Source organism: Kitasatospora sp. NPDC036755 (assembly GCF_040636595.1).
Taxonomy (GTDB): domain Bacteria; phylum Actinomycetota; class Actinomycetes; order Streptomycetales; family Streptomycetaceae; genus Kitasatospora.
Genome location: NZ_JBEZUT010000075.1, coordinates 1 through 21,442, shown reverse-complemented (window position 1 = coordinate 21,442; position 21,442 = coordinate 1). Strand labels below are relative to the sequence as shown.

Annotated in this window: 23 protein-coding genes; 12 read left to right on the top strand and 11 right to left on the bottom strand. The window is 72.6% G+C overall.

Annotated features, from left to right (window positions below; all coding sequences use genetic code 11):
- The first annotated feature begins 165 nt into the window (after nt 1-165).
- The gene (locus AB0E96_RS14170) at nt 166-813 is read left to right on the top strand and encodes a TetR family transcriptional regulator (protein WP_224284690.1); all 648 of its coding nucleotides are present in this window, start codon (nt 166-168) and stop codon (nt 811-813) included.
- A gap of 271 nt (nt 814-1,084) precedes the next feature.
- Here the strand turns inward: AB0E96_RS14170 and AB0E96_RS14165 are convergent, their stop codons facing one another.
- From AB0E96_RS14165 to AB0E96_RS14140, 6 genes are all read right to left on the bottom strand, one after another.
- Nucleotides 1,085-2,032 carry a beta-ketoacyl-ACP synthase III gene (locus AB0E96_RS14165; RefSeq protein ID WP_359822727.1) on the bottom strand — a complete coding sequence of 316 codons (948 nt, stop codon included), beginning with the start codon at nt 2,030-2,032 and terminating at the stop codon, nt 1,085-1,087.
- A 122-nt stretch (nt 2,033-2,154) separates the two neighbouring features.
- Complete coding sequence (locus AB0E96_RS14160; protein ID WP_359822725.1) at nt 2,155-3,405, bottom strand: L,D-transpeptidase family protein; 1,251 nt, start codon at nt 3,403-3,405, stop codon at nt 2,155-2,157.
- 125 nt (nt 3,406-3,530) lie between these two features.
- Nucleotides 3,531-4,694 carry an aminofutalosine synthase MqnE gene (gene mqnE / locus AB0E96_RS14155; protein WP_359822722.1) on the bottom strand — a complete coding sequence of 388 codons (1,164 nt, stop codon included), beginning with the start codon at nt 4,692-4,694 and terminating at the stop codon, nt 3,531-3,533.
- A 51-nt stretch (nt 4,695-4,745) separates the two neighbouring features.
- Complete coding sequence (locus AB0E96_RS14150; protein WP_359822719.1) at nt 4,746-5,708, bottom strand: threonine/serine dehydratase; 963 nt, start codon at nt 5,706-5,708, stop codon at nt 4,746-4,748.
- A gap of 3 nt (nt 5,709-5,711) precedes the next feature.
- Complete coding sequence (locus AB0E96_RS14145; RefSeq protein WP_030055719.1) at nt 5,712-6,170, bottom strand: Lrp/AsnC family transcriptional regulator; 459 nt, start codon at nt 6,168-6,170, stop codon at nt 5,712-5,714.
- Nucleotides 6,171-6,289: 119 nt separating this feature from the next.
- The gene (locus AB0E96_RS14140; protein ID WP_359822717.1) at nt 6,290-6,964 is read right to left on the bottom strand and encodes a UbiX family flavin prenyltransferase; all 675 of its coding nucleotides are present in this window, start codon (nt 6,962-6,964) and stop codon (nt 6,290-6,292) included.
- A 146-nt stretch (nt 6,965-7,110) separates the two neighbouring features.
- Between AB0E96_RS14140 and AB0E96_RS14135 the strand changes: the two genes are divergently transcribed.
- Nucleotides 7,111-7,854 carry a cyclase family protein gene (locus AB0E96_RS14135; RefSeq protein ID WP_359822714.1) on the top strand — a complete coding sequence of 248 codons (744 nt, stop codon included), beginning with the start codon at nt 7,111-7,113 and terminating at the stop codon, nt 7,852-7,854.
- A gap of 67 nt (nt 7,855-7,921) precedes the next feature.
- Entirely contained in the window at nt 7,922-8,638 is a 717-nt protein-coding gene (locus tag AB0E96_RS14130; protein WP_359822711.1) for an MOSC N-terminal beta barrel domain-containing protein, read from the top strand.
- Nucleotides 8,639-8,668: 30 nt separating this feature from the next.
- Here AB0E96_RS14130 and AB0E96_RS14125 read toward each other — a convergent pair whose 3' ends face one another.
- Nucleotides 8,669-9,481, bottom strand: coding sequence for a TetR/AcrR family transcriptional regulator (locus tag AB0E96_RS14125; protein WP_359822708.1), 813 nt, complete (start codon nt 9,479-9,481; stop codon nt 8,669-8,671).
- 101 nt (nt 9,482-9,582) lie between these two features.
- Between AB0E96_RS14125 and AB0E96_RS14120 the strand changes: the two genes are divergently transcribed.
- The 3 genes from AB0E96_RS14120 (at nt 9,583) to AB0E96_RS14110 (ending at nt 12,122) form a co-directional block, all read left to right on the top strand.
- Nucleotides 9,583-10,824 (top strand): FAD-dependent oxidoreductase, encoded by a 1,242-nt coding sequence (locus AB0E96_RS14120; RefSeq protein ID WP_359822705.1) that lies wholly within the window; start codon nt 9,583-9,585, stop codon nt 10,822-10,824.
- A 90-nt stretch (nt 10,825-10,914) separates the two neighbouring features.
- On the top strand, nt 10,915-11,304 hold the full coding sequence (gene gcvH, locus AB0E96_RS14115) for a glycine cleavage system protein GcvH (protein WP_359822703.1): 390 nt from the start codon (nt 10,915-10,917) through the stop codon (nt 11,302-11,304).
- Nucleotides 11,305-11,366: 62 nt separating this feature from the next.
- Nucleotides 11,367-12,122 carry an alpha/beta hydrolase gene (locus tag AB0E96_RS14110; RefSeq protein ID WP_359822700.1) on the top strand — a complete coding sequence of 252 codons (756 nt, stop codon included), beginning with the start codon at nt 11,367-11,369 and terminating at the stop codon, nt 12,120-12,122.
- A gap of 132 nt (nt 12,123-12,254) precedes the next feature.
- Here AB0E96_RS14110 and AB0E96_RS14105 read toward each other — a convergent pair whose 3' ends face one another.
- Nucleotides 12,255-12,824 (bottom strand): hypothetical protein, encoded by a 570-nt coding sequence (locus AB0E96_RS14105; protein WP_359822698.1) that lies wholly within the window; start codon nt 12,822-12,824, stop codon nt 12,255-12,257.
- Between the two features lie 136 nt (nt 12,825-12,960).
- Between AB0E96_RS14105 and AB0E96_RS14100 the strand changes: the two genes are divergently transcribed.
- Nucleotides 12,961-13,755 (top strand): hypothetical protein, encoded by a 795-nt coding sequence (locus AB0E96_RS14100; protein ID WP_359822697.1) that lies wholly within the window; start codon nt 12,961-12,963, stop codon nt 13,753-13,755.
- A 6-nt stretch (nt 13,756-13,761) separates the two neighbouring features.
- Here AB0E96_RS14100 and mqnP read toward each other — a convergent pair whose 3' ends face one another.
- Complete coding sequence (mqnP, locus tag AB0E96_RS14095) at nt 13,762-14,658, bottom strand: menaquinone biosynthesis prenyltransferase MqnP (RefSeq protein ID WP_359822695.1); 897 nt, start codon at nt 14,656-14,658, stop codon at nt 13,762-13,764.
- The gene (locus AB0E96_RS14090; RefSeq protein WP_359822694.1) at nt 14,655-16,112 is read right to left on the bottom strand and encodes a menaquinone biosynthesis decarboxylase; all 1,458 of its coding nucleotides are present in this window, start codon (nt 16,110-16,112) and stop codon (nt 14,655-14,657) included. Before AB0E96_RS14090 ends, mqnP begins: the two co-directional genes overlap by 4 nt.
- Before the next feature lie 92 nt (nt 16,113-16,204).
- Here AB0E96_RS14090 and AB0E96_RS14085 point away from each other — a divergent pair, with 92 nt between their 5' ends.
- The 4 genes from AB0E96_RS14085 to AB0E96_RS14070 all read left to right on the top strand — a co-directional run bounded on the left by AB0E96_RS14085 (nt 16,205) and on the right by AB0E96_RS14070 (nt 19,810).
- Nucleotides 16,205-16,627, top strand: coding sequence for a PLD nuclease N-terminal domain-containing protein (locus AB0E96_RS14085; protein WP_359822691.1), 423 nt, complete (start codon nt 16,205-16,207; stop codon nt 16,625-16,627).
- Nucleotides 16,628-17,079: 452 nt separating this feature from the next.
- Nucleotides 17,080-18,681 carry an acyl-CoA carboxylase subunit beta gene (locus AB0E96_RS14080; protein WP_359822688.1) on the top strand — a complete coding sequence of 534 codons (1,602 nt, stop codon included), beginning with the start codon at nt 17,080-17,082 and terminating at the stop codon, nt 18,679-18,681.
- A gap of 76 nt (nt 18,682-18,757) precedes the next feature.
- Complete coding sequence (locus tag AB0E96_RS14075; RefSeq protein ID WP_359822686.1) at nt 18,758-18,967, top strand: acyl-CoA carboxylase epsilon subunit; 210 nt, start codon at nt 18,758-18,760, stop codon at nt 18,965-18,967.
- A 231-nt stretch (nt 18,968-19,198) separates the two neighbouring features.
- On the top strand, nt 19,199-19,810 hold the full coding sequence (locus tag AB0E96_RS14070; protein WP_359822683.1) for a ScbR family autoregulator-binding transcription factor: 612 nt from the start codon (nt 19,199-19,201) through the stop codon (nt 19,808-19,810).
- Nucleotides 19,811-19,861: 51 nt separating this feature from the next.
- On the opposite strand, the gene AB0E96_RS14065 is transcribed toward AB0E96_RS14070, so the two are convergent.
- A complete protein-coding gene (locus AB0E96_RS14065) occupies nt 19,862-20,506 on the bottom strand; it encodes a ScbR family autoregulator-binding transcription factor (protein WP_359822680.1) in 645 nt (214 codons plus the stop codon).
- A gap of 349 nt (nt 20,507-20,855) precedes the next feature.
- On the opposite strand from AB0E96_RS14065, the gene AB0E96_RS14060 reads away from it, so the two are divergent.
- On the top strand, nt 20,856-21,442 hold a 587-nt coding region (locus AB0E96_RS14060), incomplete at its 3' end, for an AfsA-related hotdog domain-containing protein (protein ID WP_359822677.1).

Sequence of the window (21,442 nt, the reverse complement as noted above, 5' to 3'; positions counted from 1 at the left end):
GCCGTCACGCTGTGAGATCAAAGGCACACGGGGGGGCTTCAACAGGGGCTTCGAGGCCCGGTGAATATCCGTCCGAAGTGGTTCATGCCGCTATACCAACCCCCGTGCGGAGTAATAGTCGCATCACCGAATCGCGCCAAGATCGTGCCACGGTAAGCTGACGGCATGACAGGACAAGTTCGCACCGTCGACGGTCGCGTCGCCGGGCGACGCGGACAGGAGACGCGGCAGAAGCTGCTCGATTGCCTCCGCGAGATGCTCAGCACGTCGCCCTATCGGGACGTCAAGGTCATCGACGTCGCCCGTATGGCGGGTACCTCCCCCGCGACCTTCTACCAGTACTTCCCGGATGTCGAGGGCGCAGTCCTCGAAATCGCCGAGGAAATGGCCAAGGACGCCGACCAGCTCAAAGAGCTGGTGGCCGGAAAGTCCTGGGCAGGGAAGTCCGGACCGACCACTTCGGAAGAACTGGTCGACGGATTCCTCGCCTTCTGGCGCAAGAACGACGCCATTCTCCGAGTGGTCACGCTCGGTGCCGCCGAAGGGGACAAGCGGTTCTTCAAGATCCGCATGACGGTCCTCAACGCGGTCGCCAAGCCGCTCGCGGAGGCCGTCAAGGAACTCCAGGCGAAGGGTCAGGCCGACAAGTCGCTCGATCCGAACGCCGTGGCCGGGGCCCTGGTCTCGCTGCTCGCCTCGGCGGCCGAGCACCAGAAGGCCTTCACCTCCTGGGGCGTCAAGGTCAAGGACCTCAAGCCCAACCTCGCTCCCCTGGTGTACCTGGGTGTCACCGGCAAGAAGGCGCCCAAGTAGGACCGTCCTCCGACCCACCATCCGCTCCGCGCGCAGCCCCGGCCTCCTGTCCGGGGACCGACGGACGGCGGCCGTGTCCTCGGGGGAGGTCCGCCGACGTACCGCACGCGCGCCAGACATGCCGGTGGGCGGGCACCCGCGACAGGGTGCCCGCCCACCGGCGTGTTCGCGTCCGGACGGTCTCACGGCGCCGCTCCCGGGGCCGCCAGGGCGCCTCAGGGGGCGCGTGGCGGCACCGGGAGCGGCGCCTTCGGGTCAGCGGCGGTTCGGGTCAGGGGCAGCGCACGACCTGGCCGGCGTAGGCCAGCCCGCCGCCGAAGCCGAAGAGCAGGACCGGGTCGCCGGGCGAGAGCTCGCCGCGCTCGACCAGCTTGGAGAAGGCCAGCGGGATGGAGGCGGCAGAGGTGTTGCCGGAGTGGACCACGTCCCGGGCCACCACGGCGTCCTCGCCGAGGCCCAGCTTGCCGGCGATCGCGTCGATGATCCGCAGGTTGGCCTGGTGCGGGACGAAGCCCTTCAGCTCGGAGGGGTCGATCCCGGCCCGCTCGCAGGCCTGGCGGGCCAGCGGGGCGAGCTGGGTGGTGGCCCAGCGGAAGACCGACTGGCCCTGCTGGCTGATCACCGGGTCCCAGCCGGTGATCACCACGGCGTCGCCCCGCTCCGGCTCGGAGCCCCAGACCACCGGCCCGATACCGGGTTCGGTGCCCTCGTCCTGGGCCTCGACCACCGCGGCGCCCGCGCCGTCGCCGAAGATCACGCAGGTGGAGCGGTCGGTCCAGTCGAGGGTGTCGGACATCCGCTCGGCGCCGATCACCAGGGCGCGGCGGGCCGAGCCGGCCCGGATCGCGTGGTCGGCGGTGGCCAGGGCGTACGAGAAGCCGGAGCAGACCGTGTTGATGTCGTACGCGGCTGGCGAGCGCACGCCCAGCCGGGCCGCCACGGCGGCCGCGGTGTTGGGGCTGCGTTCGATCGCGGTGCAGGTGGCGACCACGACCAGGTCGATCTCGTCCGCCGTCCGGCCGCTGTTGGCGAGCGCCTTCTGCGCGGCCTCGGTCGCGAGGTCGACCAGGGTCTCGTCCTCGGCGATGTGCCGGGTGCGGATGCCCACCCGGGTGCGGATCCACTCGTCATCGGTGTCGACGAGCGCCGTCAGGTCGCTGTTGGTGAGGACCTTGGGGGGCTGGTAGTGGCCGAGTGCCACAATGCGGGAACCGCTCATACTGCCATGGAACCGGGTTACCCGCTGGTCAGCATGGTATGACCGGCGACAGGATCCGCCCCCGCGATCTGTAGGAGGTGGACAAGGACCCTTGCGAGGCCCGGGTTCCGCTTCCCCGGAGGTCAGGCGGCCAGCGCGGTGGCGTCGCCCATCACGATGACCGGATGGGCGTTCGGGTCCAGGGTACGGATCAGCTGGGCCATCTTGTCCTCGGGGATCGACACGCAGCCGTGGGTCGGGCCGTCGTGGTCCACGTGGAGCCAGATGCCGCCGCCCTTCTTGGAGCCCATCGGGCGGCGCGGGTCGAGCGGGGAGTTGCCGGCGACGCGGTTGTAGTTGATCGCGACGACGTAGTCGAAGGAACCGGCCAGCTGGTCGCCGAAGAAGCCCGTGCCGGAGACCACGAAGCTCGGGTCCTTGTCGTACGGGAGCTTGCTTCCCGGGTCCGCCTTGCGGCCGCCCGCGTCGGTGAGCTCGAACACGCCGATCGGGCTGCGCAGGTCGCCCTCGTTGTGATCGGTGGTCCAGCCGTTCTTGCCGTTGTGGCCCTGCCAGGTCTCGCCGGCCAGCCAGCGGCCCTCGGGGGTGCGGCTCCAGAGGACGACGGTGTTCTTGTCGGTGTTCTTGTCCTGGCCGCTGGCGACGACGACCTGGGTGGTCTGCGCGGGGATCTTCGCGGTGAAGGCCGCGCCGAGGCCGGGTATCGCGGCGACCGAGCCGTCCGGGCGGGTCTGGCTGCGGTCGGCGGCCGGGGCCGCGGCGTGCCGGTCGGAGGCGGCCTGGGCGGCCGCGGGGGCCGGGGCGGGCTGGTCGGGCTTGCTGACGCCCTCCGGGCCGGGGCCGTCGGCGGCGGTGACGCCGGGCTTGGCGCCGTCCGGCCCGACGGCGTACCAGCCGGCGGTGGCGGCGACCAGGAGGGCGGTGCCGGCCATCACGGCCTTGCCGTGACGTTTCTGCTTGGCCTTGCGCCGCCGTCCCCGCGCGGCGGTCCGGGCGCCCGCCACGGGCGCCACGGGCGCGGCGGCAAGCACCACGGGCTCGGGCTCGTAGGACGCGGGGTCGTAGGGCTCGGGCTCGTAGGAGACGGGCTCGTACCGGGCGGCCCCGGGGTGGACCGGCTCGGGAGCGGCCGCGGCGTAGTGGACGGGCTCCGGGGCGGGCTCCGCACCGTACGGCCGGAACGGCTGCTCGTAGACCTCGTAGTACCCGTCGGGGCTCTGCCCGTACGGCTGGTACTCGCCCTGGTGGTAGCCCTGCTGGACCGGCTGCCGGTACGACCCGTCGCCCTCGTACTGCTGCTGCGGCATCGGGTCCACCGGCCCCTGCATCGGCTGGTGCGGCGGGTACGCGGTGGCACGATCAGAACCGGACATGCCGTCGATCCTGCCAAACGCCATACCCGTTGGTAAACCCGGGCCCCGTGCGGAGGCGGTGAAGACGACCGCCGCCCGGGCCGGGAACGGCCGGGGCGGCGGGGAGTCGCGCGGGTGGGACGGGGTCAGAGGCGCATCGCCTGCGGGGCCTCGCGGCGCATCGGGTCCGGGCCCTCGTACTCGCGGATGACCTCGTAGCGGGTGTTGCGCTCCACCGGGCGGAAGCCGGCGTCGCGGATCAGCCCGAGCAGGTCGTCGCGGCCGAGCTTGTTCGGGGTGCCGAAGTTGTCCGCGTCGTGGGTGATCTTGTACTCGACCACCGAGCCGTCCATGTCGTCCGCGCCGTGACTGAGCGCCAGCTGGGCGGTGGTGACGCCGTGCATCACCCAGAAGACCTTGACGTGCGGGACGTTGTCGAAGAGCAGCCGGGAGACCGCGAAGGTCTTCAGCGCCTCGGCGCCGGTGGCCATCTCCGTGCGGGCCATCAGCTTGTTGCGCACGACGCCGTCCTTGGAGTCGTGGAAGTCGTGCTGGTAGCGCAGCGGGATGAAGACCTGGAAGCCGCCGGTCTCGTCCTGGAGCTCGCGCAGCCGCAGCACGTGGTCCACCCGGTGGCGGGGCTCCTCGATGTGCCCGTACAGCATGGTGGCCGGCGTCTTGAGGCCCTTGCTGTGCGCGAGGCGGTGGATCCGCGACCAGTCCTCCCAGTGGGTGTCGTGGTCGACGATGTGCTGGCGGACCTCCCAGTCGAAGATCTCCGCGCCGCCGCCGGTCAGCGACTCCAGGCCGGCGTCGATCAGCTCGTCCATGATCTCGTCGGCGGACAGGCCGCTGATCTTCTCGAACCAGTGGATCTCGGTGGCGGTGAAGGCCTTCAGCGAGACGTTCGGCAGGGCCGCCTTCAGCTCCCGCAGCGAGCGCGGGTAGTAGCGCCACGGCAGGGTCGGATGCAGGCCGTTCACGATGTGCAGCTCGGTGAGGGACTCGCTCTCCATCGCCTTGGCGAGGCGGACGGCCTCCTCGATGCGCATCGTGTACGCGTCCTTCTCGCCCGGCTTGCGCTGGAACGAGCAGTACGCGCAGGACGCGTTGCACACGTTGGTCATGTTGAGGTGGCGGTTGACGTTGAAGTGGACGACGTCGCCGTTCTTCTTCGTCCGCACGTGGTGGGCCAGCCCGCCCAGCCAGGCCAGGTCGTCGCTCTCGTAGAGCGCGATCCCGTCCTCGCGGGTCAGCCGCTCACCCGCGTAGACCTTCGCCTCCAGCTCGCGCTTGAGCCCTGCGTCCATGCGGTGCCCCGCCTCCTCCGACTTCGATTCCTTGCCGGAACGAGCGTACGCCTATGCCGACAGCAGCTCGGCGAGCAGTGCCGGGTCGATGTTCCCACCGCTGACCACGGCCGCCACCGCCTGGCCCCCGGTCTCGGCGGCGCGGTGGAAGTAGGCCGCCGGGGCGACGGCCCCGGAGGGTTCGGCGACCAGCCGGCCGCGGCGGGCCAGCACGGCCACGGTGGCCCGGATCTCGTCCTCGGTGACGGTGACGATGTCGTCCACGTAGGCCGTGACGTGCTCGAACGGCAGCACGCCGAGCGACGGGGTGCGCAGCCCGTCCGCGATGGTCCGGTAGGTGTCGGCGACCGGCCACTCGACCCGGCGGCCGGCCCGCAGGCTGGCCCGGGCGTCGGCGGCCAGCTCGGGCTCCACGCCGATCACCCGGATGCCGGGGCGGGTGAGCTTGAGCGCGGCCGCCGTCCCGCCGATCAGGCCGCCGCCGCTGACCGGCACCAGCACGGTGTCCAGCTCGGCGGGGGCGTCCTCGGCGATCTCCAGGCCGACCGTGCCCTGACCCGCGATGATGTACGGGTCGTCGTACGGGGGCACCCAGACGTAGCCGTGCTTCGCGGCCAGCTCGCCGGGCAGGGTGTCCCGCTCCTCCGGCGCGACCACGATCACCTCGGCGCCGAACGATCGGGTGGCCTCCACCTTCACCGCGGGCGAGGTGTCCGGCATCACGATCACGGCCTTGATGCCGAGCTCCCGGGCCGCGTACGCCACCGCCTGGGCGTGGTTGCCGCTGGACTGGGCGACCACGCCCCGGGAGCGCTCGTCCTCGGTGAGGGCGGCCAGCCGGTTGTAGGCGCCGCGGGTCTTGAAGGCCCCGGTCGGCTGGAGGTTCTCGGGCTTCAGCCAGAGCCGCCGTTCACCCTCGGCCGCCCAGGGGGCGGGAACCAGTGGGGTGCGCACGGCGACCCCCGTGATCCGCTGCCGAGCCGCACGCAGCTCCTCCAGACCGACCAGCGCCATACGTCACTCTCCTACAGGAGGAAGTTCACTCACCCGGTTTTCCCACTTGGTGGAGAGTACGACGGTGGTGCGGGTCCGGGCCACGCCCTTCGTGCCCGAGATCCGCTTCACCACCGACTCCAGGCCGGCCACGTCGGCCACCCTGACCTTCAGCATGTAGGAGTCGTCACCGGCGATGAACCAGCAGTCCTCGACCTCGTTGAGGTCCTTCAGCCGGAACGCCACGTCCTCGTGGTCGGCGGCGTCCGTGAGCTGAAGGCCGATCAGGGCCGTGACGCCGAAGCCGAGCGAAGCCGGGTTGACCGTCGCCCGGTAGCCGGTGATGACCCCGGCCTGCTCCAGGCGGTTGATCCGGTCCGTGACGCTCGGGCCGGAGAGCCCGACGAGACGGCCCAACTCGGCGTAGGACGCGCGGCCGTTCTCCCGGAGCGCCTGGATGAGCTGTCTGTCCACCGTGTCCATATACCGTCCGCGTCCTTCCGAACCTCACCAGACCCACAGATCATTATCCGGATTCAAAGGCGCTGCGCGCCGAACGACCCGGATATCGCAGAGAAGATACTCTCCCGCGCCCGGTCTCCTTACTCCCCCTCAGCCGGAGTGCCGTCCGCGGCGGCCGTCCTGCGGCCCGCCGCCCCCAACTCGCCCTCCCAGCGCAGGTACAGGGAATGCGGCACGTCGACGGCGTCCAGCACCCGTCCGGCCACGAAATCCACGAGTTCGCGCACGGTGGAGCCACCGGCGTAGAAACCGGGTGAGGCGGGCAGCACGACCGCCCCCTGTGCGTCGAGCTCCACCAAGTGCTTCAACGTCACCCCGTTGAGTGGTGTCTCGCGCACGCAGACGACGAGCGGGCGGCGCTCCTTGAGGGTGACGCTGGCGACGCGCTGCAGCAGGTCCTTGCTCAGTCCGAGCGCGATCCCGGCGACCGCGCCGGTGGTCGCGGGCACCACGAGCATGCCCTTGGCCGGGTAGGAGCCGCTGGACGGGCCGGCCGCGAAGTCCCCGGCGGGCCAGTAGCGGACGTCGTCCAGGCCCTCGTCGCTCCCGAGCCAGGCGGCCAGGTCGGCGCGCCAGTGGGCGTCCCGGAAGGAGATGCCGGTCTCGTCCAGGATGGTGAGCCGGGCGGCGCGGCTGACGATCAGGTCCACCGCCTCGCCGGCGGCCAGCAGCGCACGGATCACCGAGGCCGCGTACGGCGTCCCCGACGCGCCCGAGACCCCGACCACCCACGGCTGACGCTTCGCAGTTCCCATGGGGCATTTCTATCCGGCTTCGTCCGGTTCGTTCACCCCGCCCTCCGCACCGGACCGGGCCGGGGCGGCGGCCGGGCCGGGCGGGCGCGGCGACCCGGTCCGGTCGAGGGGTCCACGGGGCGGACGGGGGCTGGGAGGATGGGCGCATGGCAGCGACCCTCGTCGACCTCACCCATCAGGTGACCACCGCGATGCCGGTCTACCCCGGCGATCCGGCCGTCCTGCTGGAGCCCGCGCTCACCACGGCCACCGCCGGGGTGAACGTGCTGGCCCTGCACCTCGGCTCGCAGTCCGGGACGCACGTGGACGCGCCGTACCACGTGGACGTCACCTGGCCGACCCTGGACGGGTTGCCGCTGGAGCGGTTCACCGGCCCGGCCGTGGTCGCCGACCTGCGCGGGCTGGAGCCCCGGGCGGCCGTCACCCCCGGACTGCTGGCGCCGGCCCTGGAGCGGGCCGGTGAGGGCACCGTCCTGCTACTGGCCACCGGCTGGGCCCGGCACTGGGGCACCGACGCCTACCTCGCCCACCCCAGCCTGACCCCGGCCGCCGCCGAGGCGATCGTCGCCGCCGGGGTGCGGACGGTCGGGGTGGACGCGCTCAGCGTCGATCCGACCCCCGACCCGGGCCCGGGCGATCCGGCGGTGGCCGCGCTGCTCGCGGACCTCACCGACGAGCACGACCCCGGCGCCGCCGACGAGCCCACGCTCGCCGCCCACCGGGTACTGCTGGGGGCGTCCGGCGGCGGGGTGATCGCCGAGAACCTGACCGACCTGCGGCCGCTGCTGGCGGCCCAGGAGGCGGGGCGGCCGGTGGAGGTCTCGCTGTTCCCTCTGCGGCTGGTCGCGGCGGACGGCGCGCCGGTGCGGGCGGTGGCCCGGCTGGGCTGAACCGGCGGGTAACCTCACCGCACTTGGTCTAGACCATCCCCCGTCAACGCCAGTACGCTTTCCGGCCATGGCTGAGATCATCGGAGTGATCGAGCGAATCTGGCGCTACCCCGTGAAATCCACCGGCGGCGAGCGGCTCGACTCCGTCGAGGTGGACGAACGCGGCCTGGCCGGCGACCGCCTGTACGCCGTCCGCGACGCGGCCGGGAAGCTCGGCTCGGGCAAGAACACCCGCCGCTTCCGCCGGATGGACGGCCTGCTCCGCCTCTCCGCCCGGCTCGGCCACCGGATCGACGGCCCCGAGCTGTTCGATCCGCTCGGCCGCCCGGTCGACCGGCCGAACGCCTTCCTGCGCGCCTACCTCCAGCGCGAGGACGTCGAACTCGCCCGCGAGGACGCCGTCTCGCACTTCGACCGGCTCCCGGTCAGCGTGCTCAGCACGGCCACCCTGGACTGGGCCCGCGAGGCCGTCCCCTTCGCCGTCGTCGACGAACGCCGCTTCCGCCCCAACATCGTGCTGCGCACCCCGCCCGGCACCCCGCCGTTCGTCGAGGACACCTGGCTCGGCCGCCTCGCCTCCGCCGAGGCCCCCGGCAGCGCCCGGCTCTCCTTCGTCGCCTCCAGCGAGCGCTGCGCGATGAGCGGCGCCCCGCAGCCCGGACTGCCGCACGCCCCCGAGATCCTCAAGGCCGTCGTGCACGCCCACGACGGCCGGCTCGACGCCCTCGCCGAGGTCGCCGCGCCCGGCCGGCTGCGGGTCGGCGACCGGCTCGCCCTGGGCTGACCGCCCGGTCGGCGGACGGGCCGGCCCCGCTCAGCCGCGGGGTGCGGCGGCGCCGCCCCCGGACTCCGCCGCGGGCAGGGCGACCGCGCGCAGGTAGGCGTCCGCGAAGATCTCGACGGTCTCCTCCATCGAGGGCAGCCCGGCCCCCGGGACGACCTCCAGCACCGGCCGCATCAGCACGTGGTTGAGCAGCGGGCCGAGCAGCAGCTGGACCAGCACCGACGTCGGCAGCGGTCTCAGCCGGCCGGCCCGCACGTGCGGCAGCAGCAGCCGGTCCAGGCTGTCGAGCGCCCTCGGCAGGTTGACGGCCATCACCCGGGCGGCGGGGCCGTCCGGCCGGCCGAGCAGGTCGGCGAAGACCGCCGGAACGATCCGCGGCTCGTGCGCGAAGGCCGCGACGAAGACGGCGTGGAGCGCCCGCACGACGTCCTCCAGGCGCTCCGGCGGGTCGTCCGCGAGGGCCTCCAGGTCGGGCAGCGCGGAGTGCCGCTCGAAGACGGCGGCGAACAGGCCGTCCCGCCCCTCGAAGACGGTGTGCAGGCTGGGCAGCGAGCAGTCGGCCCGGTCCGCCACCGCGTCCAGGGTGACCTCACCCAGGCCGCGCTCGGCCACCAGCACCGCCGCCGCCGCGATCGCGCGCTCGCGCACCGGCGGCCGTCCGCCCGGATCGACGCCCGCCTCGCGGACCGCCTCGTCCAGCGCCGCCCGGGAGCCGCCGAGCCTGCGCAGCAGCGTGCTGCGGGAGATCCCGGCCGCCGCGGCGATCGCCGTCAGCGGGACGTCGGCGACGTCCTGGCCCCGTTCCTTCGCGGCCGCGAGGGCGGCCGTCACCAGCTCTCTCATGTGAAGCATCGTACTGCTTGACACCTGGAACGGTTCCAGAGATTCTATATATGCAGGTTCCACACGGAAGGTGATCGATCGAACACTGGAAGGGGAGAACCATGAGCGTCGTGATCTCCGGCGGCGGCCCCGCCGGGATGATGCTGGGCCTGATGCTGGCGCGCGCCGGCGTCGAGGTGACCGTGCTGGAGAAGCACGGGGACTTCCTGCGCGACTTCCGCGGGGACACCGTCCACGCCTCCACCGTGCGGCTGATGGACGAACTCGGCCTCGGCGAGAAGTTCGCCGCCCTGCCGCAGAGCCGCCTCGGCAACCTGGTCGTCCAGGTGCCGGGCGTGGGCCCCGTCGCCCTCAGCGCCTACGACCGGATGCGGCCCCCGTACAACTACATCGCCATGATCCCGCAGTGGGACCTCCTGAACTTCCTGGTCGCGGAGGCCCGGCAGGAGCCCGCCTTCACCCTGCGGATGAACACCGAGGCGACCGGCCTGCTCCGCGAGGGCGGCCGGGTGGCCGGCGTCCGGTACCGCACCGGGGACGGCGAGGAGGGCGAGCTGCGCGCCGACCTCACCGTCGCCGCCGACGGCCGGCACTCCACCCTGCGCCGGGCGGCCGGCCTGGTGCCCCGGGAGTTCCCGATACCCTTCGACGTCTGGTGGTTCCGGCTGCCCCGGCACCCCCACGAGCGCTCCGCGCCGCCCAACCTCGTTCCCGGCTTCGGGCACGGCGACATCGCCCTGAGCCTGACCCGCGACGACTACTTCCAGATCGGCTACTTCCGGGCCAAGGGCTCCGACCCGCAGGTGCGCGCCGAGGGCGTCGAACGCTTCCGCGCCCGGATCGCCGCACTGCTGCCCCGGTACGCCGACCGGGTCGACCAGCTGGCCACCCTGGACGACGTCCACCTGCTCGACGCCCGGCTCAACCGCCTGCACCGCTGGTACGCCGACGGGCTGCTGCTGATCGGCGACGCCGCCCACGCGATGTCCCCGGCCGGCGGGGTGGGCATCAACCTCGCCATCCAGGACGCCGTCGCCGCCGCCACCCTGCTCGCCGAACCACTGCGCCGCGGCCGCCCGACCACCGCGGCACTCGTCCGGGTGCAGCGGCGCCGGTGGCGGCCGACAGTGATCATGCAGCGGATGCAGCGGGTCCTGCACAGCCTCATGTTCGAACCGGTGCTCAGCGGCCGGCGGATCGGCCCGCCGCGCCGACTGGTGCTGGCGGCCCGCTTCGTGCCCGGCTTCCGGCAGGGGCTCTCCCGGCTGATCGCCATGGGCCCGCTCCCCGAGCACGCCCCGGCCTTCGCCCGGCGCGACGCCCGACCGCACTCGATCGGGTGAGTGTCGCGGCGGCGCGGCGGGGTCTGCGGCAGGCTTCACGTCGTCGCACCTGACTCGGCGTCAGGACGCACCGGCCACAAGGAGAACCGCATGGCGAACATCCCGAAGAACCTCACGTACACCCGGGAGCACGAGTGGGTGGAGACGGTGGGGAAGGACCGGGTCCGCGTCGGCATCACCGACTACGCGCAGAAGCAGCTCGGCGACATCGTCTTCGTCGAACTCCCCGAGGTCGGCCGCAAGGTCGAGGCCGGCTGGGAGTTCGGCACGGTGGAGTCGGTCAAGTCGGTGAGCGTGCTCTACTCGCCGGTCTCCGGGGTGATCGCCGCGGTCAACACCGACCTGGGCGACGATCCCGAAACGCTCAACTCCGACCCGTACGGCGACGGCTGGATCATCGAGATCACGCCCTCCAAGGCCGCCGAGCTGAAGGAACTGCTCACGGCCGCGCAGTACGAGACCGAGGTCGGCGGGGAGTAGCGCCCCCGGTTCCCCGCGGACCGTCCGTTCGGACGGGCGGTCCGCGGGGAACGACCGTTGGCATGACGATCCCTCACCGCCTGATCGGCACCGGCGACCACCACGTCCTGGTCCTGCACGACTGGTTCGGCACCAGCGCGGGCTGGGGCCCGTTCCTCGACTACCTCGACGGCGACGCCTTCGGCTACGCGTTCCTCGACTACCGCGGCTACGGGCAGCGCAAGGACGCCGCCGGCGCGTACACGCTCGCCGAGATCGCCTCCGACGCGCTCGCCCTGGCCGACCAGCTCGGCTGGGACCGCTTCTCGCTGGTCGGCCACTCGATGGGTGGCAAGGCGGCCCAGCAGGTGCTCGCCGAGGCGCCGTCGCGGGTGCGCAAGCTGGTCGGCCTGGCCCCGGTGCCGGCCGGGCCGTACCCGATGGACGAGGCGGCCGAGGCCCTGTTCCACGGCGCCGCCGAGGACCGGGAGAAGCGCTTCGCCATCCTGGACCTGGTCACCGGCCGACGGGCCGGCCGGGTCTGGCTGGACCACATGGTCGACCAGTCCCTGCGGCTCTCCACCGTCAAGGCCTTCGGCACCTACGTCCACGACTGGACGACCGCCGACCTGCGGCCCCGGATCGACGGCAACCCCGTGCCGGTCAAGGTCATCGTCGGCGAGCACGACCTCGCCCTCTCCACCGAGGTGATGCGCGGCACCTTCCTCACCCACTACCCCAACGCCGAACTGGAGGAGCTCGCCGGCACCGGGCACTACCCGATGTACGAGGCCCCGGTGGCCCTGGCGGTGTCCCTGGAGGGCTTCCTGCACGACTGACGCACCGCCCGCCCCGGGGCCTTCCGTACGATCCGGTGATCATGAACGACCAGGAGCTCTGGCACCGGCTGGACGGACGCGCCCCGGCTGGACGGCTGAGCGCCGGGGAGCCGGGAGCGGTGGCGGGTGCCGTCAGTCGTGGAGGGTGACGCCGGGCAGCGGGTCACCGGCGGCGTCGAACAGCGGGGTCCCGCAGTCGCAGCGCTCGTCGGCCAGGGTCTCGTCCGGCGGCAGTTCCCAGACGTGCGTGCGCGCGCAGTCCGGGCAGTTCAGGCTGATCAGGACCTCCTCGGGCGCCGAGCCCCAGGCCCGCACCGGGAAGCCCTCGTGCAGCAGGCCGTCCGGCTCCTGCCCGCCGGTCCGCGCGACCAGCAGCTCGTAGGCGTCGGTGCCGCTGTGCCACTGCAGGAGCGTGCAGCCGAGACCGCTCAGCACCCCGGCCAAGTGGTCGAGTTGGCGGACCGGGAGGTCACCGCGGCGCAGCGCCGGGTCGGCCTCGGCGGCCTGCCGGACGGCGGTGGTGTCGACGCCCGCCGGCTCCGCCCCGAAGGCCCGGACCCGGCCGGCCGCGAACGCCGCCAGCTCCTCCGGTTCCTCCTCGCCGGTCCAGTCCAGGCCGAACAGCACCTCGTCGATCCGGACCCCGCGGGCCCGCTCGTCGGGGGTCAGCACCAGCTCCGTCAGTTCCGTCAGCTCCGTCACACCGGGCACGTTACCGACTTCCGTGCGGGCCAAGGCCCGTGGGGTCCGCGCTGGTCGCGGGCCGGGTAGACGCTGACGCATGGACCGGAGACCCGCGAGCATGGGGCGTCTCACCCTCGTCGCTTACGTTCGATACATGACAGATGAGCGAGTGGACGGCACGTCGCCGGTGCTGGTGATCGGCGTCTCCGGGGCGGTCGGACGGCACGTCGGGCTTCAGCTCGCGGCCTCCGGGGTGCGGGCGCGGACGCTGCCCGATCGGGGCCTGCTCGCCCCGGCGACGCTGGAGGCGGCGGTGCAGGGCGCCCGCGCGGTGCTGCTGGGATGGCCGTTCCCGACCGCGGACGGGGCGACGGACGCCGTGGGCGTGCTCGCCCGGGAGGTCGGGCGGGTGGTGTTCCTGTCCTCCGCCGTCCCCGGCCGGCCGGAGGGCGCGGTGGAGGCGCTGCTCGCCGGCAGCGGGGTGCCGCACACGGTGCTGCGGGCGCACGGCTTCGCCGCCGCGCTGCAGTGGGCCCCGGAGATCAGGGCCGGGGGCGCGGTGCGGGGCTACGGCGGCGCGGCCGGGCTGAACCCGGTGGACGAGCGGGACGTCGCGGCGGTCGCCGTCCGGGCCCTGGTCGAGGACGGCCACGACGGTGCCCGGTACCTGCTGACCGGCCCGGAGTGCCCCACCCAGGCCGAGCAGGTGGAGATCATCGGCGCGGCCGCCGGCCGGGCGGCCGAGTGGCGGGAGATCACCCGCGAGGCCGCCCGTCGCAGGATGTCCGCCGGGGGCCGGTCGCCGGCCGCCGTCGACGAAGTGCTGGACTTCATCCAGGCCCGGATCACCGCCCCGGAGCCGGCCACCACGACCGTCCTGGACCTCACCGGCCACCCCGCCCGCGGCTTCCGGGCCTGGGCGGACGACCACGCCGCCCTGTTCCGCTGAGCGCGCTCAGACCCCGAGGCCGCGGACGACCAGGTCCACCAGCGCGAAGAAGAACAGCGAGACGCCCACGAAGCTGTTGGTCTGGAAGAACGCCCGGTTGAGCTTCGACAGGTCGTTCGGCTTGACGATGGTGTGCTCGTACACGAACGCGCCCGCGACGACCGCCAGGCCGATCCAGAACGCCGCTCCGGCGTGTGTCAGGACCGCGAACCAGCCCAGCAGCAGCGTGGTGAGGGCGTGGCACACCCGCGCGCCCCGGATGGCCGCCGGGACGCCGTACCGCGCGGGCACCGAACGGACCCCGTTCTCGCGGTCGGACTCGACGTCCTGGCAGGCGTAGATGAGGTCGAAGCCGCCGATCCAGATGCCGACGGCCGCGCCCAGCACGACCGCCTCCCAGGACCAGCTGCCCGTCACCGCGAGCCAGGCGCCGACCGGCCCCATCGCCTGGGCCAGGCCCAGGATCGCCTGCGGGAAGTTCGTGAACCGCTTGCCGTACGGGTAGACCACCATCGGCACCACCGCGACCGGCGCGAGCGCCAGGCACAGCGGGTTGAGCATCGCGGCCGCCCCGAGGAAGACCACCAGGGCGACGGCGGACCCGACGTACGCGGTCCGCAGCGACACGGCGCCGGTGACCAGTTCGCGGGTGGCGGTCCGCGGGTTCCGGGCGTCGATCTCGCGGTCGATGATCCGGTTGGCGGCCATGGCGAAGGTCCGCAGCCCGACCATGCAGACCGTGACGACGAGCAGCTCGCTCCAGTGCACCCGCCGGTCGGCGAGGAACATCGCCGTCAGCGCGGCGATGTAGGCGAAGGGCAGAGCGAAGATCGAGTGCTCGAACACCACGAGGCGCAGGAACGCCCTGGTGCGCCCGGGGGTCTCGGCGGCGGCTGTGCTCACAGTCCGTACTCCTTCCAGCGGCGCGACACCAGGGCGGCGGTCGCCGGGTCCGAGGACACCATCTCGGGCCAGCCGCCGTCCCGGGTGTACCCCTCCTCGGGCAGCTTGCGGGTGGCGTCGATGCCGGCCTTGCCGCCCCAGAACTGCTGGTACGAGGCGTGGTCCAGGTGGTCCACGGGGCCCTCGACCACGGTGAGGTCGCGGCTGTAGTCGACGTTGCCGAAGGCCCGCCAGGCGACTTCCTGGTAGTCGTGCACGTCGCAGTCGGAGTCCACCACGATGATCAGCTTGGTCAGCGACATCATGTGCGCGCCCCAGATCGCGTGCATCGTCTTCTGGGCGTGCTTGGGGTACTTCTTGTCGATCGAGACGATCACGCAGTTGTGGAAGCCGCCGGCCTCGGGCAGGTCGTAGTCGACGATGTCCGGGATGATGATCTTCAACAGCGGCAGGAAGAACCGCTCGGTGAACTTGCCCAGCGGGCCGTCCTCCGTCGGCGGGCGGCCGACCACGATGGACTGGAGGATCGGGCGGCGGCGCATCGTCACGCAGTCGATCTTCAGCGCCGGGAACGGCTCCTGCGGGGTGTAGAAGCCGGTGTGGTCGCCGAACGGGCCCTCGGGGAGCATCTCGCCGGGCTCCAGCCAGCCCTCCAGAACCACCTCGGCGTCGGCGGGCACCTGCAGCGGCACCGTCTTGCAGTCGACCATCCGGACCCGCTCCCCGGCGACGAAGCCGGCGAAGAGGTACTCGTCGATGTCGCCCGGCAGCGGCGCGGTGGCCGCGTAGGTGACGGCCGGGGGGCAGCCGAAGGCGATCGCGACCGGGAGGCGCTCGCCGCGCTTGGCCGCCACCGCGTAGTGGTTGCGGCTGTCCTTGTGGATCTGCCAGTGCATGCCGATGGTGCGGCGGTCGTGCCGCTGGAGCCGGTAGAGGCCCAGGTTGCGGACGCCGGTGTCCGGGTCCTTGGTGTGGGTCAGGCCCAGGTTGAAGAAGGATCCGCCGTCCATCGGCCAGGTGAAGAGGGCGGGCAGCTCGTCCAGGTCGACGTCGTCACCGGTGAGCACGACCTCCTGCACCGGGGCGTCGCCCGGCTTCACGTGCCGGGGCGGGACGTGCGCCATCGAGGCGAGCTTCCCGAAGGCGTCCCGGAAGCCGGTGAAGCCCTGCGGCAGCTCGGGCTTGAGCAGGCCGGCGATCTTCTCGGAGATGTCGTCCGGGCCCTTGAGGCCGAGCGCCTTGGCCAGCCGGCGCTCGGTGCCGAAGACGTTCATCGCGAGCGGCATCGACGAGCCCTTGACGTTCTCGAAGAGCAGCGCCGGACCCTTGGCCTTCTGCACCCGGTCGACGATCTCCCCGACCTCCAGGTGCGGGTCCACCTCCGCCTTGATGCGCTTGAGGTCGCCCTCGCGGTCGAGGGCCCGGAGAAACGAGCGGAGATCGTCGTATGCCATGCCTGTCAGTATCCGCCACCCGATAGCCTGGCTCTGTCAAGGGCCCCTGGAAGGCGCCCGCCGCCGTCGCCGCCCGGGGGGAGATCCCAGCTGTGTTGAGGATTCTTCTGACCATCATCCTGCCGCTCGCGCTCTGGGTCTGGGCGTTCGTGGACTGCCTGACCACGCCCGAGGACGAGGTGAAGCACCTGCCCAAGGTGGTCTGGGTGCTGATCGTGCTGCTCTTCCCCCCGCTGGGCCCGATCGCCTGGCTGATCGCCGGCAAGCAGCGGGGCTTCCTGTCGGCCGCGCCCGCCGGAGCCCACCCGGGGTACCCGGCCGACGACCGCACGGGCCGCGCCGCCCGGCGCGGCGGGCGTCCACTGGCCCCGGACGACGACCCCGAGTTCCTCGCCTCGTTGAAGAAGAGCGACAAAGACCACGAGGACATGCTCAAGCAGTGGGAGGCCGATCTGCGCCGCCGCGAGCGGGAGCTGCGCGACGGCGACGAGCCCGAGGACGGCAGGAAGAGCTGATCGGAGCGGGTCCGCCCGCTCGCCCGGACAGCCCACCCCCACGGTGCGGGGTGGGTTTCGGCGTTTTTGGCGCTTCCCTACGACTCCGCACGCCCTCACCCGGACGGCGGCCCGTCGGCGACCCGGCTTGAGCGGGCCTTGAGCGCGGCGCAAGAGGGCTGGCCTACATTACTGAAAGACGGCCCTGACCTGCGCTTTCCTTCATGCTCAGATCATCGGACCATCATCTGTTCGACAACCCCCGGTATCCGAATGAACACCGAGCGCTCATTGACCGAACCGACCGCTTCTGTGCAGGCCTGACAGCTAAACGAACTCGACCTTGTACGGAATCGACGCCGAAACCAGCGCACGGCCCCTCGTACAGTCATAAGTGAAGAAAGTGATTCGCAGCCGGGGGCACAGCAGACGTTGGCTGTCGGACAGTTCCCTCACCCTTGGAGTGGTTCGAGATGACGGTTGTGCATGAGGCGCCGGTCGACGGCGAGGTCCCGGAGGTCCCGGCCGACGCCCGCGGGCGGGTCGCCGAGCTGCACGAGCTGCGCGAGAAGGTCCGCCGCGGCCCCAGCGACAAGGCCACCGAGGCCCAGCACGCCAAGGGCAAGCTGACCGCCCGCGAGCGCATCGAGCTGCTGCTGGACGAGGGCTCCTTCCAGGAGGTCGAGCCGCTGCGCCGGCACCGCGCCCAGGGCTTCGGCCTGGAGGCCAAGAAGCCGCACACCGACGGCGTGATCGTCGGCTGGGGCACCGTGCACGGGCGCACCGTCTTCACCTACGCGCACGACTTCCGGATCTTCGGCGGCGCACTGGGCGAGGCCCACGCGCAGAAGATCCACAAGATCATGGACATGGCCATCGCGGCCGGCGCCCCGCTGGTCTCGCTGAACGACGGCGCCGGCGCCCGCATCCAGGAGGGCGTCACCGCCCTGGCCGGCTACGGCGGCATCTTCCAGCGCAACACCAAGGCCTCCGGCGTCATCCCGCAGATCTCGGTGATGCTCGGCCCGTGCGCCGGCGGCGCCGCGTACTCCCCCGCGCTGACCGACTTCGTCTTCATGGTCCGCGAGACCTCGCAGATGTTCATCACCGGCCCGGACGTGGTCCAGGCCGTGACCGGCGAGAAGATCACCCAGAACGGCCTCGGCGGCGCGGACGTGCACGCCGGCGTCTCGGGCGTCTCCCACTTCGTCTACGACGACGAGCAGTCCTGCATCGAGGAGGTCCGCTACCTCCTGTCGCTGCTGCCGCAGAACAACCGCGAGATGCCGCCGTCCGTGGTGAGCGAGGACCCGGTCGCCCGGCGCAACGACAGCCTGCTGGACCTGGTGCCCGCCGACGGCAACCGCCCGTACGACATGCGCAAGGTGATCGAGGAGGTCGTCGACCACGGCGAGTACCTGGAGGTCCACGAGCGCTGGGCCACCAACGTGCTCTGCGTGCTCGCCCGGATCGACGGCCACGTCGTCGGCATCATCGCCAACCAGCCGCAGTCGCTGGCCGGCGTGCTGGACATCAACGCGAGCGAGAAGGCCGCCCGCTTCGTCCAGATGTGCGACGCCTTCAACATCCCGCTGGTCACCCTGCTCGACGTCCCCGGCTTCCTGCCCGGCGTGGACCAGGAGCACGGCGGCATCATCCGCCACGGCGCCAAGCTGCTGTACGCGTACTGCAACGCCACCGTGCCGCGCATCTCGCTGATCCTGCGCAAGGCCTACGGCGGCGCCTACATCGTGATGGACTCCCGCTCGATCGGCGCGGACCTGTCCTACGCCTGGCCGACCAACGAGATCGCCGTGATGGGCGCCGAGGGCGCGGCCAACGTCATCTTCCGGCGCGAGATCAACGCCGCCGAGGACCCGGACGCCATGCGCGCCCAGAAGATCAAGGAATACAAGAGCGAGCTGATGCACCCGTACTACGCGGCCGAGCGCGGCCTCGTGGACGACGTCATCGACCCCGCCGAGACCCGCCAGGTGATCGCTTCCGCCCTGGCCATGCTCCGCACCAAGCACGCCGACCTGCCCAGCCGCAAGCACGGCAACCCGCCGATGTGACGGCCGGCCGCACCGCGGCGGTCCGCACCGCCGCGCACCCACCTCAGACCACAGCCACCGGGGGAGAAACCAGGACATGACCGCTTCCGCCGAACCCCTCGTCCGCATCGTCCGCGGCAGCCTCACCGACGAGGAACTCGCCGCCCTGACCGCCGTCCTCGCCGCGCGTGCCGCCGTCGCGCAGCAGGCCGCCGCCACCGCGCCGGTCGAGCCGATCGCCAGCTGGCAGCGCCTGGAGCGCCGCCCGGCGTACTACTCGCCGTTCAGCTGGCAGCAGGCCGCCTGACGGCTCACGGCCCCCGGGCCCGTCGTGCCGACGGCCGGTCACCCACCCCGGGTGACCGGCCGTCGGGCGTTCCCCCGGCTCCGTTCCACGGCCCTCCGGCCGGTCGGCCGGGGCCCGGAGCGGCCCGCGGAGGGCTCGGTAGGATGCCTACCGGACGGTATGCGTCCGCCACCCATTCCGCCCCCATAGGATCGGCCGCTGCCGAGACCAGAACTTTCCAGGGAGGCTGCGATGGCCAGGCAGGCCCGCGCGCTGGCGACCCGCCAGGCGGTACTCGTCGCGGCGGCCGAGGTGTTCGACGAGCGGGGCTACGCCGCCGCCACGATGTCCGAGATCCTGGAACGGGCCGGCGTCACCAAGGGCGCGCTGTACTTCCACTTCCGCTCCAAGGAGGAGCTGGCGCTCGCCGTCATCGAGGGGCAGGGCGTCTTCATCTCCGGCTGGGCACCCGTCTCGGACAGCCCGATGCAGAACCTGATCGACCTCGGGTACGCCTTCGCCCGCGCGCTGCGGACCGACCCGCTGGTGCGCGGCAGCATCCGGCTGACGATCGAGCACGGCAGCTTCACCCAGCCGCAGCTCGCGGCCTACCAGGGCTGGATGGACACGGTCCGCGCGCTGCTGGCGCAGGCCCGGGAGGCCGGCGAGCTCCACCCGGGGGTCGACCTGACCGCGGCCGCCGGGGTGATCCAGGGGGCCGTCACCGGCATCCAGCTCAGCTCCCAGGTGCTGGCCGACCGGCAGGACCTGATCCGTCGGCTGGCCGACCTCTGGACGCTGCTGCTGCCCGGGCTGGTCCAGCCGCACGCGCTCGCCCGGCTGAGCCTCGCCGAGCGCGTCTGAGCCACCGGGCGGGGCCGACGGCCCCGGCGGTCCGGGCCCGGCCGACCGGGATCAGACCCGGTAGCCCGTCCTGCGCTCGGCTCCCACCAGGGCCGGCAGCGCGGCCGTCCACAGCCGGCTCACGGTCTCCGGCCCGGGCCGACCGGTCTCCTCCCCCGCGAGCAGCACCTGGCCGGCCGCCACCGCGGTGAGCAGTTCGGCCGCGGCCCGCCGGTCCACCCCCGGGCACAGCTCACCGGCCCCGGCGGCGCGGTCCAGCAGCCGGTGGACGACCGCGGTGAGGCTGCGCCAGGCGGCGTCGGGGCCCACCGCGGCGGGCTGCCCGTCCGGCTCCTGCGGGGCGCCGTCCCGGCGCGGGCCCTGGCGGCCGAGCCGCACCCCGGCCCGCACCACCACGTCCTCGCGCAGCATCCGGGCCAGCTCGTGCGAGAAGTCGATCAGTCCCTGGAGGGCCGGGCCGTCGGAGCGCAGCGCGCGCAGCGCGGCCGAGCCGATCTCCCGGCCGGAGGCGATGCGCACCCCGTCGGCGAGGGCCTGCTTGGACACGAAGTGGAAGTAGAGGGCCCCCTTGCTCACCCCCGCCCGGCGGCTGATGTCGACCAGGCTGGCGGCCTCGAAACCCACCCGCGCGAAGGCCTCCGCGGCAGCGAGCAGTACGGCCTGCCGGGTCCGCCCAGCCCGTTCCTGCTTGACCACTGGCCCCCTCCGGACTCGGCCGGGCGCGATCCCCGCCCCACCCGGCTGCTGTCGGCGCGGCCCCTGCCGGGGCAGCGCTCGCATGCGGACGGAACCTTCCGAAACCGCATGGTTGGTATCTAATCTAGCGCCTGCTTCGCCCCCGCCGTCCAGCGGGGACGGGCCCCCATCGATGGTCCGCGCTCCCCCGAACGGGCATTCCCCCAGCCCAGGGGCCAGGTAGCGTGGTCGAGCCGGAGAGCGCGGACTGGGCACCCCCAGTCGCCGAAGACAAACCGGGTGGTATGTATGTTTTGCTCGGACGGCCATGGCGGCCGCTCCGACCGACACCCTGAAGCGGGGGCCAGTCATGCCATCGATCGTAGAACCGGACCCGGACGGCCCGTACGCCCACCCCGGGCCGGGCAGCGGCGGCTTCGACTTCCACGACGGCCCCGCGACCGGCTACGACTTCCACGACCGGACCGTCTCCCGGCACCTGGTGCACCGCGCCTCGGTGTCCGAGGTGTTCCTCACCGGCTGGCAGGCCACCGGCCCGCACGACTTCCTGCTCGGCGCCCAGTGGCCCCGGCTGCACGGCTTCTACCGGCTGCCCGGCGACCGCTACCACGACCCGGTGCTGCTGGCCGAGACGATCCGGCAGGCCGGACTGCTGATCGGCCACGCCGGGTTCGGGGTGCCGCGCGGCCACCACTTCGTCATGGAGGACCTCTCCTACGCGCTCGACGGGCCCGGACTGCCCGGCCTGGCCGTCACCGCCGGCCCCGCCTCGCTGATGCTGGCCGTCGGCTGCGAGGACGTCCGGATGCGGCCCGGCGAACTGGTGTCGCTGCGGGTGCGCGTCGACGTCACCCGGGACGGCCTGCCGATCGGCCGCGGCAGCGGCCGGCTGCGGGTCGTCTCCCCCTCCTCGTACGCCCGGCTGCGCGGCCCCGC